The organism is Streptomyces phaeoluteigriseus, assembly GCF_001896135.2.
In the GTDB taxonomy this organism is placed as follows: Bacteria; Actinomycetota; Actinomycetes; order Streptomycetales; family Streptomycetaceae; genus Streptomyces; species Streptomyces phaeoluteigriseus.
Genome location: NZ_MPOH02000015.1, coordinates 1,302,213 through 1,310,968 on the forward strand (window position 1 = coordinate 1,302,213; position 8,756 = coordinate 1,310,968).

The 8,756-nt window shown below is 73.9% G+C and carries 7 protein-coding genes, 1 other RNA gene and 2 pseudogenes; 6 read left to right on the plus strand and 4 right to left on the minus strand.

From position 1 onward, the window contains the following. Window positions 1–157 precede the first annotated feature (157 nt). Together sbnA and sbnB are read left to right on the plus strand one after the other, a co-directional pair. Window positions 158–1,177, plus strand: coding sequence for a 2,3-diaminopropionate biosynthesis protein SbnA (gene sbnA / locus BM536_RS23800; RefSeq protein ID WP_094103434.1), 1,020 nt, complete (start codon window positions 158–160; stop codon window positions 1,175–1,177). After that, window positions 1,171–2,184 carry a 2,3-diaminopropionate biosynthesis protein SbnB gene (gene sbnB / locus BM536_RS23805; RefSeq protein WP_073499654.1) on the plus strand — a complete coding sequence of 338 codons (1,014 nt, stop codon included), beginning with the start codon at window positions 1,171–1,173 and terminating at the stop codon, window positions 2,182–2,184. Before sbnA ends, sbnB begins: the two co-directional genes overlap by 7 nt. A 193-nt stretch (window positions 2,185–2,377) precedes the next feature. On the opposite strand, the gene rnpB is transcribed toward sbnB, so the two are convergent. Continuing rightward, window positions 2,378–2,782, minus strand: an RNA gene (gene rnpB / locus BM536_RS23810) — RNase P RNA component class A. Between the two features lie 33 nt (window positions 2,783–2,815). Beyond that, window positions 2,816–3,394 (minus strand): Uma2 family endonuclease, encoded by a 579-nt coding sequence (locus tag BM536_RS23815; RefSeq protein ID WP_211362937.1) that lies wholly within the window; start codon window positions 3,392–3,394, stop codon window positions 2,816–2,818. A gap of 159 nt (window positions 3,395–3,553) precedes the next feature. Here BM536_RS23815 and BM536_RS23820 point away from each other — a divergent pair, with 159 nt between their 5' ends. After that, complete coding sequence (locus BM536_RS23820) at window positions 3,554–4,309, plus strand: MerR family transcriptional regulator (protein WP_094103435.1); 756 nt, start codon at window positions 3,554–3,556, stop codon at window positions 4,307–4,309. After that, a complete protein-coding gene (locus BM536_RS23825) occupies window positions 4,309–4,923 on the plus strand; it encodes a hypothetical protein (protein ID WP_094103436.1) in 615 nt (204 codons plus the stop codon). The genes BM536_RS23820 and BM536_RS23825 overlap by 1 nt, the downstream gene beginning before the upstream one ends. Here the strand turns inward: BM536_RS23825 and BM536_RS23830 are convergent. Further along, window positions 4,874–6,318, minus strand: a pseudogene (locus BM536_RS23830) (RNB domain-containing ribonuclease). The gene BM536_RS23825 and the pseudogene BM536_RS23830 overlap by 50 nt on opposite strands. Before the next feature lie 85 nt (window positions 6,319–6,403). On the opposite strand from BM536_RS23830, the pseudogene yaaA reads away from it, so the two are divergent. Together yaaA and eda are read left to right on the plus strand one after the other, a co-directional pair. Then, window positions 6,404–7,185 (plus strand): annotated as a pseudogene (gene yaaA, locus BM536_RS23835) (peroxide stress protein YaaA). Between the two features lie 131 nt (window positions 7,186–7,316). After that, window positions 7,317–7,922, plus strand: coding sequence for a bifunctional 4-hydroxy-2-oxoglutarate aldolase/2-dehydro-3-deoxy-phosphogluconate aldolase (gene eda, locus BM536_RS23840; RefSeq protein WP_425444664.1), 606 nt, complete (start codon window positions 7,317–7,319; stop codon window positions 7,920–7,922). On the opposite strand, the gene BM536_RS43130 is transcribed toward eda, so the two are convergent. Then, on the minus strand, window positions 7,894–8,756 hold an 863-nt coding region (locus tag BM536_RS43130; RefSeq protein WP_245873724.1), incomplete at its 5' end, for a bifunctional RNase H/acid phosphatase. The two genes, eda and BM536_RS43130, sit on opposite strands and share 29 nt — an antisense overlap.

An 8,756-nucleotide genomic window follows, 5' to 3' on the forward strand; every position in this document is an offset into this window, starting at 1 on the left:
CCGGCGCGGTGACCCGCCGGGCCCCGGCCCGGCCGCGGCTCCCGCACCCGCCGGGTGGCGGCCGCCGCACCACCCCTCGATCCAGTGCTGACAGGAGGAACCAGCGTGTTCCGCACCATGTTCGGGCCGTGCCCCGATCCGACGGGGCGAGGCCACCATGCCGAAACCTGACGACGGGCCCGCCGGCGTTCTCGGCACGATCGGCGGCACCCCGCTGGTCGAACTCGCCAAGCTCGCTCCAGGACGGCACTTCACCACCTACGCCAAGCTGGAGGCCTTCAACCCCGGCGGCAGCATGAAGGACCGATCGGCCCTGGAGATGCTGCGCGAGCTGATCCGGGGCGGCACCCTCGTGCCCGGCCGCTCGGTGGTCGTGGAGTCCAGCTCCGGCAACCTCGGCATCGGACTCGCCCAGATCTGCGCCTACTACGGGCTCCGGTTCATCTGCGTGGTGGACCCCCGCACCAACCGGCAGAACATCGCCGTCATGCGGGCCCTCGGCGCGGAGGTCGAGGTGGTGAGCGAGTGCGACCCCGCGACCGGCGAGTACCTGCCCGTCCGGATCCGCCGCATCAACGCGCTGGTCGCCCGCATCCCCGGCGCCTACTGGCCCAACCAGTACGCCAACCCGCTCAACCCCCGGGCGCACCGGCGGACGATGCGGGAGATCTGGGACGCGGTGCCGGGCGGGATCGACTACCTGTTCTGCGCGACGGGCTCGTGCGGCACCCTGCGCGGCTGCGCGGAGTACGTCCGCGACCGGCGACTGCCGGTGACCGTGGTCGCGGTGGACGCCAGGGGGAGCGCCATCTTCGGCGACCCGCCCACCCCCCGGCTGATCCCGGGCCACGGCGCGGCCGTACGCCCGGCGCTCCACCGCGACGGCCTCGCCGACGAGGTCGTCCACGTGACGGACCTCGACTGCGTGGTCGGCTGCCGACGACTCGCCGCCCGGGAGGCCGTCCTCGCGGGCGGCTCCTCCGGGGCCCTGGTCGCGGCGGTCGACCAGCTGGCCGACCGCATCCCGGCGGGCGCACGCTGCGCGGTCGTCCTGCCCGACCGCGGGGAGCGATACCTCGACACGATCTACGACGACGCATGGGTCGCCCGCCACTTCGGCGACGTGTCCCACCTGTGGAAGGAGACCAAGTTGGCCGTCAAGGGGGCACCATGCTGATCCTGGGAGCCGGAGAGGTCCACCGCGTCCTCGACGACGCCGAGGGCGAGGTCGTCGCGGCGGTGCGCCGCGCGTACCTGCTGCACGAACGGGGCCGGACGGCCCTGCCGCACTCGGTCTTCCTCCGCTTTCCCGACGACCCGCGCAACCGGATCATCGGACTGCCCGCCTATCTCGGCGAGGACGAGCCCGTGGCGGGCATCAAGTGGATCGCCTCCTTCCCCGGCAACACCGCGCGCCGCCTGGAACGCGCCTCCGCCACGGTGATCCTCAACTCCATGGCCACCGGGCAGCCGGAGGCCCTGTTGGAGGGTTCGGTGATCTCGGCGCGGCGCACCGCGGCGAGCGCCGCCCTCGCGGCGGCGACGCTGGGCTCGTCCGTCCCCGAGACCGGCGTCTCCCTGATCGGCTGCGGCGTGATCGGCTTCGAGATCCTCGCCTACCTCCGGGCCGTCCTGCCCGACCTCTCCACGGTCACCGTGTTCGACCTCGACAGCGCCCGGGCGGAGGCGTTCGCGGCTCGCTGCCGGGCCCGCTGGCCCGAGCTGAAGACGGAGGCCGCCGACAGCGCCGAGGAGGCGCTGGCGGCCCACCGGCTGGTCTGCCTGGCGACCACCGCCGCCGCCCCGCACCTGACCACCGACGCCTGCCGGCCCGGCACCCTGGTCCTGCACGTGTCCCTGCGCGACCTGACACCGGAGAGCATCCTGACGGCCGTCAACGTCGTCGACGACGCGGACCACGTGTGCCGCGAGTCGACCTCCCTGCACCTGGCCGAACAGCTCCGCGGCGACCGGGACTTCATCGTCACCTCGATCGGCGCCGTGCTGGACGCCGGAAAACCCTTCCGACGCGCCGAGGACCGCGTCACCGTCTTCTCCCCTTTCGGCCTGGGCACCCTCGACCTCGCCCTCGCCGACCTCGTCCGCCGCCGGGCCGAACCCCTGGGCCTCGGCACCCGGGTACCGGACTTCCTACCGCCCCCGACCGACACGGCGGTCGGCTGACGCCGGGTACCGGACTTCCCGCCGACCCCCGCCGACACCGCGGTCGGCTGACCGGCGCCGACAGAACCCACTCACCTGGCCGCCACTCCGCGCACGCCTCGCCGTCAGTCCGGAGAGGCAAGCCCGGGAAGGATCAGAATGGGCCTCCGGCGCAGATCGGAGGCCCATTCCAAGGAAAAGCCGCAGGTGGCGGCAGACGAGCCGAGCTATACGCCGGGTTCTGTGCCCCGGGACCTCGCGGTCGTCGGGGAGACGGCCATCCATCTAGGACCGGCGTTGCCGCCGGTCTCGTGCGGTCTACCCGCGGACTCGGGCGGGCAGCCCTCGAACGTCCGCGCAGAGCCGCCTTGCGGCGGCTCCTTTTGACCTTGCTCCGGGTGGGGTTTACCTAGCCGCCTGAGTCGCCTCAGGCGCTGGTGGTCTCTTACACCACCGTTTCACCCTTACCGAGGACCGAGGTCCCCGGCGGTCTGTTTTCTGTGGCACTGTCCCGCGGGTCACCCCGGGTGGCCGTTAGCCATCACCCTGCCCTGTGGAGCCCGGACGTTCCTCGGGAAGCACCTCGAGAGGCACTCCACGCGGCCGTCCGCCCGGCTCGTCTGCCGTATCGACCATGGTACCGGGCGTCGGGTCAGAGGAAGTCCGCGGTCTCCAGGTCGAAGGCGAAGGGCTCGGGGAGGGCGAGGGGCTTGCCGAAGGGGAGCGTGGTGCGCTCCCGGTAGTCGTCGTGCCTCGGGTCGCTGAAGAGCGTGACCTGGGCGGTGTCGCGGTCTACGAGGAGGTAATGGGGGACACCGCCGCGGGCGTAGCAGCGGCGTTTGGCCTCGCGGTCCGCGGTCGGCTTCGTGGACGTCACCTCCAGCACCATGGCGACGCCGTCGCAGGGCATCCAGGGGCCGGCGTTCCCGAAGAGGTCGAGGTCGAGGGCCGCGAAAGTGGCGTCCGGGACCACGTGGTTCTTCGGGCAGGCGCCTCCGCTCCTCAGCTTCAGCCCCTTGTTCCCAGAGACGTCCATGTCGGTACGGGACCGCCTGATCACCTGCCTCACGATCCGGCTGATGTACTTCTCGTGATCCCCGTCCGGCGGCGGCGTCACAACGATCTCCCCCTCGACGAGCTCCGCCCGGAAGCCTTCCGGGGTGTCCAGGGCGAGGAAGCCCTCCAGCAGGACCTCTTCCTGCGTGAGCGGCTCGTGGGCCATGGCAGTCATGTCGCGCCCCTCCTTCGGTCGCTCGCCAGACTCGGGCATCGCCGGATCACCTGTCCGTGAGATCGGGAACCGTTCCCTCGATCGTGGCACAGGAGAGTCACCGACGTAGGGACACCGCTCGCTTGACCCTGCCGCGACGTCAACGTCTGTACTGGTGGCATGCGGATCGGAGAACTCGCCGAGGCCGTCGGCGTCACGACGCGGACCGTCCGGCACTACCACCACCTGGGGCTGCTGGCCGAGCCCGAGCGGCGTACCAACGGTTACCGCGACTACACGCTGCGGCACGCGGTCGTGCTGGCGCGGATCCGGCGGCTGACGGAGCTGGGGCTGGGGCTGGCCGAGGTGCGGGACGTGCTCGCGGACGAGGCGGGCAAGGATCTCGTCGAGGTGCTGACCGAGCTGGACGAGGACCTGGCCCGCCAGGAGGCGGCGATCCGGGAGCGCCGGGGGCGGCTGCGGGCGCTGCTGGACGGGGAGGCGCTGCCTGCCGAAGGGCCGGTCTCGCCCGAGCTGGCCGCGCTGTTCGCGGAGACGGCCCACCTGTACGACTCGCCCATGGCCGCCCGAGACCGCGAGGTGCTCGCGCTGGTCGAGACGGCCGCGAGCCCCGCGGATCGGGAGCGGCTGATCGCGGCGGTGAGCGCGGTCGCCGGGTCGCCGGAGACGGTGGCCATGGCCAATGAGGCGTACGCGCTGCTGGACGCCCTCGCCGACGCCGCTCCCGACGACCCGGGGGTGGAGACCGCGGCGCGCAGGCTGGCCGCTTGCACCCCGCGGAGTCTGCTCCCCGACACGTCGACCATCGACCGGGACAGCAGCTTCCTGCGTGCCTTCTACGCCGACTTCGCGCCCGCCCAGGCGGCCGCGATCCGGCGGTCGCTGGAGATCCTCATGGAGGAGGGCGGTACCTGATGAGGACGATCACCGTGCTCGCACGTCATGAGCTTCGGCTGCTGGTCAGTCTGCTGCTGTGGGTGGGGCGGCGGCGGCACGGGGTGGGGGACGGGAGGGCGTTCGGGTACGCGCGGGGGCAGGGCGCGGTGATGGCCGGGTTCGGGTTCGTGTGTCTGATCGAGGCGTTCACGATGTCCGTGCTGCTGCGGGACTGGCCCGCCCTGCACACCGCCGTGCTGATCCTGGACGCGTACACGCTGGTCCTGCTGGCCGGGATGTACGCGGCCTGGCAGGTCCGGCCGCACGTCCTGGACGACGGCGCCCTGCGCGTCCGCCACGCCGCCCATGTCGACCTGCGCGTCCCGCTGGACCGGATCGCGGCCGTACGGCACGAGACGCGCTCCACGCACGAGCGGGCCGACGGCGAACTGAACCTCGCGGTGGGGTCGCAGACCTCCGTCACCCTCGACCTGAACGAGCCCGTCGCCCACGTCTCCTTCCTCGGCCGACGCCGGGACGTGCACGTGGTGCGGCTGCACGCCGACGACGCGCGGGACCTCGTACGCGACCTCGAACGCGTGCTCACGCGGGTGCGAAACGTACCTTCGCGGTCGCCGGATCCGCCTGGGTGAGGCGGACTCGGAGGCGTTCGCCCAGGGGCAGGGGGGTGCCTACGGTGGCTGCCTCTATGCGGCCGATGACCGCCGGGGACTCCAGCTGGACGGTGCCGACGGTCGGGTGGCGCTCGTCGAGGTCGACGACGCAGCCGTCGAAGACCTCGCCGATCCGGTCCTTCAGGAGGGCGGCCTCCACGGCGTCGACGCAGGCCCGTTCGACGGCGCCCGCGCGCCGGCCGCCGTCGGCCATCTCGCCCGGCAGGGCGTCGAGCGCGGCGAGCACCCACGGGGGTGGGTCCGTACCGGCGACGGCCGCGAGGCACAGCTCGGTGGCGTAGCGGTCGGCGAGGCGGCGGAGTGGGGCGGTGCAGTGGGTGTAGGGGGCGGCGACGGCGGCGTGGGTGGTGATCTCGGGCAGGACGCCGTCGCGGAAGACGGTGTGGCCGGCGCCGCGCAGCAGGGTCGTGCACTCCTGGAGGAAGGCGGCGTGCCGGGGCGGGTGCGGGTCCAGGGAGCGGATGAGCTGGGCGTACGACACGTGGTGGGGCCAGTCGATGCGCAGGGCGTGGGCGGTGCGCCGCAGTCGGCCGACGGCGCCGTCGGGGGCGGCCGGGAGGGTGCGCAGCACGCCGGTGCCGTACGCGAGCAGCAGGTCGGCGGCGGCCATGCCGGTCAGGAGGGAGAGCTGGGCGTTCCAGCCCTCGGCGGGCAGCGGGGCGCGGAAGGAGAGTTCGTAGGTGTGGTCGTGCTCGGTGATCTCCTGTTCGGGTGCGTCGAGGGAGATCCCGCCCCGGTCGGCCTCCAGCGCCTGCCGGAGCTGCCCGACGGTCCTCAGGAGCGCGAGGGGTTCCTCGGCGGTGCCGTCGTCGATCTGTCGCTGCACGCGTGCGTAGTCGAGTTTGGCGCGGCTGCGGACGAGGGCGCGGCGGACGTCGACGGCGAGGGTACGGCCGTCGGCGTCGAGGTCGACGGTCCACAGCGCGGCCGGGCGCGGGCCGTCGGGCAGCAGGCTCGCGGCGCCCTCGCCGAGCGCCGGGGGATGCAGCGGAACCTTCCCGTCCGGGAAGTAGAGGGTGTTCACCCTGCGGTGCGCCTCGGCGTCCAGCGGCCCGCCGGGTACGACGAAGGCGGCGACGTCGGCGATGGCGTACCGCACGCGGTAGCCGGTGCCCTGCCGGGACAGGTGCAGGGCCTGGTCGAGGTCGGTGGAGGTGGGCGGGTCGACGGTGACGAAGGGGATGTCGGTGGCGTCGTACGCGGGCAGGGTGGGGGTCGCGGCGGCGCGTTCCGCCTCCGCGAGCACCTCCGGCGGGAAGCTCGCAGGCACGCCCAGCTCGTGCGCAGGGCGGCGAGGGCGGCCCGGAGCGGTGCTGCGGGGGCGCCGGTCACGCGGATGTGGCGGCGGGGCATAGGGCGAGCGTAGGCGTAGGGCGGGGGCGGGGGGTCGGCACCCCGTACGCTGGCGCGCGGAGCCCTACCCGAAGGAGAAACGCTCGTGCTCGTCCTGTTGCCCCCGTCCGAAGGAAAGGCCGCCTCCGGCCGTGGCGCCCCGCTGAAGCCGGAGTCGCTGTCGCTGCCGGGGCTCGCCGCCGCGCGTGAGGCCGTACTGCGCGAGCTGGTCGAGCTGTGCGCCGGGGACGAGGAGAAGGCGCGTGAGGTGCTCGGGCTGAGCGAGGGGCTGCGCGGCGAGATCGCCAAGAACAGGGAGCTGCCCACGGCCGGGACCCGGCGGCCGGGGAGGTCTACACGGGCGTGCTGTACGACGCCCTCGGCCTGGCGTCGCTCGACGCGGCCGCCAAGCGGCGGGCGGCGCGTTCGCTGCTGGTGTTCTCGGGGCTGTGGGGCGCCGTCCGGGTGACGGACCGCATCCCGTCGTACCGCTGCTCGATGGGTGTCCGGCTGCCGGGACTCGGGGCGCTGGGCGCGCACTGGCGGGCGCCGATGGCGGAGGTGCTGCCCGAGGCGGCCGGGGACGGGCTGGTGCTGGACCTGCGGTCGGCGGCGTACGCGGCGGCCTGGAAGCCGAAGGGGGAGGTGGCCGCGCGGACGGCGAGCGTGCGGGTGCTGCACGCGCCGACCCGGAAGGTGGTCAGCCACTTCAACAAGGCGACGAAGGGCCGGATCGTGCGGAGCCTGCTGACGGCGGGCATCGCGCCGAAGGACCGGCCGGGCGTGGTCGTCGCGCTGCGGGATCTCGGCTACACGGTGGAGGAGCAGGCGCCCGCGCGGGCGGGGTCGCCGTGGACGCTGGACGTGCTGGTGGACGAGATCCACTGAGACACGGACAGGTGCGCGTTGCATCCTGCGCAACACCTTTTGCGCCTGGTGCACCGCGCGGGCAGGATGAGGCGCATGACCTCACCCCTGCCCTCCCCTCGGCTGCCTCGGTACTGGATCTCGCCCCCGTCGTGCCCGTGGTGGTCGTGGCGGACGTCGCCGACGCGGTACCGCTGGCGCGGGCGCTGGTCGCGGGCGGGCTGCCGGCGATCGAGGTGACCCTGCGCACCCCGGCCGCCCTCGACGCGATCCGGGAGATCGCCGCAGCGGTGCCGGACGCGGTGGTCGGGGCCGGGACCGTGATCACCGCGGAGCAGGTGACGGAGTGCCGGGCCGCCGGGGCGCGGTTCCTCGTGAGCCCCGGGTGGACGGACGCGCTGCTGACGGCGATGCGGGCGTCCGGGCTGCCCTTCCTGCCCGGGGTGTCGACCACCTCGGAGGTCGTGGCGCTGCTGGAACGCGGGGTGCGCGAGATGAAGTTCTTCCCCGCGCAGGCGGCGGGCGGTACGGCCTATCTGCGGTCGCTGGCCGGACCGTTGCCGCAGGCCCGCTTCTGCCCGACCGGCGGCATCGGCCCCGACAACGCGGCGGAGTACCTGGCCCTGCCCAACGTCGGCTGCGTGGGCGGCAGTTGGATGGTGCCCGCGGACGCGGTGGCGGCCCGGGACTGGACGCGGGTGGAGGACCTCGCGCGGGCCGCCTCGCGGCTCACCCGCGCAGGTGGGACGTGTCGTTGAGGAGGCGGACGCTGGCGTTGCCGTCCGCGTAGTACGCCACGACCGACAGCGAGGCCGCCGACAGTTCCATCCGGAACAGCGACTCGGGCGGGGCGCCCAGGGCGAGCCGGACCAGGGTCTTGATCGGGGTCACGTGCGTGACCAGCAGGACCGTACGCCCCGCGTACGCCGCGACCAGTTCGTCCCGGGTGGCGGCGATCCGGACCGCGGTCGCCGCGAAGCTCTCGCCGCCGCCGGTCGGTTCGGCCTCCGGGTCGGCCAGCCAGGCGTTCAGGTCCTGCGGGTACCGCTCGCGGACCTCGCCGAAGGTGAGCCCCTCCCAGGCCCCGAAGTCCGTCTCGCGCAGGCCGTCGTCGACGGTGACCTCCAGCCCGAGCCGGGCCGCCACGATACCGGCGGTCTCCCGCGTTCGCGCGAGCGGAGAGGCGACGACGTGCTGGACGGTCCCGCGCCGGGCGAGCGCGGCGGCGACCCGCTCGGCCTGCTCCCGCCCGACGGCGGAGAGCGCGGGATCGCTCCCCCCGCTCCCGGAGAACCGCTTCTCCGGCGTGAGCGGCGTCTCCCCGTGCCGCAGCAGTACGAAGGTGGCGGGCGCCCCGAGATCGGGGGCCGCCCCCCAGCCGACGGAGGGCCGCGCCTGCCCGGACGCGGAGGGAGAGGCGGAGGGGGAGAAAGAGGGAGAGGGAGAGGCGAGGGTGCGGGCTGCACGGCGGTCGGCGTCGGACGGGGTGGCGGACGCGACGAGGCCGGTCCCGGTACTGCCGGTCCCGGTGCCGGTCCTCTCCCAGTGCCGTCGTCCGGTGCCGGTGCGCCGTCCGGTCCCGTCAGTGCCGC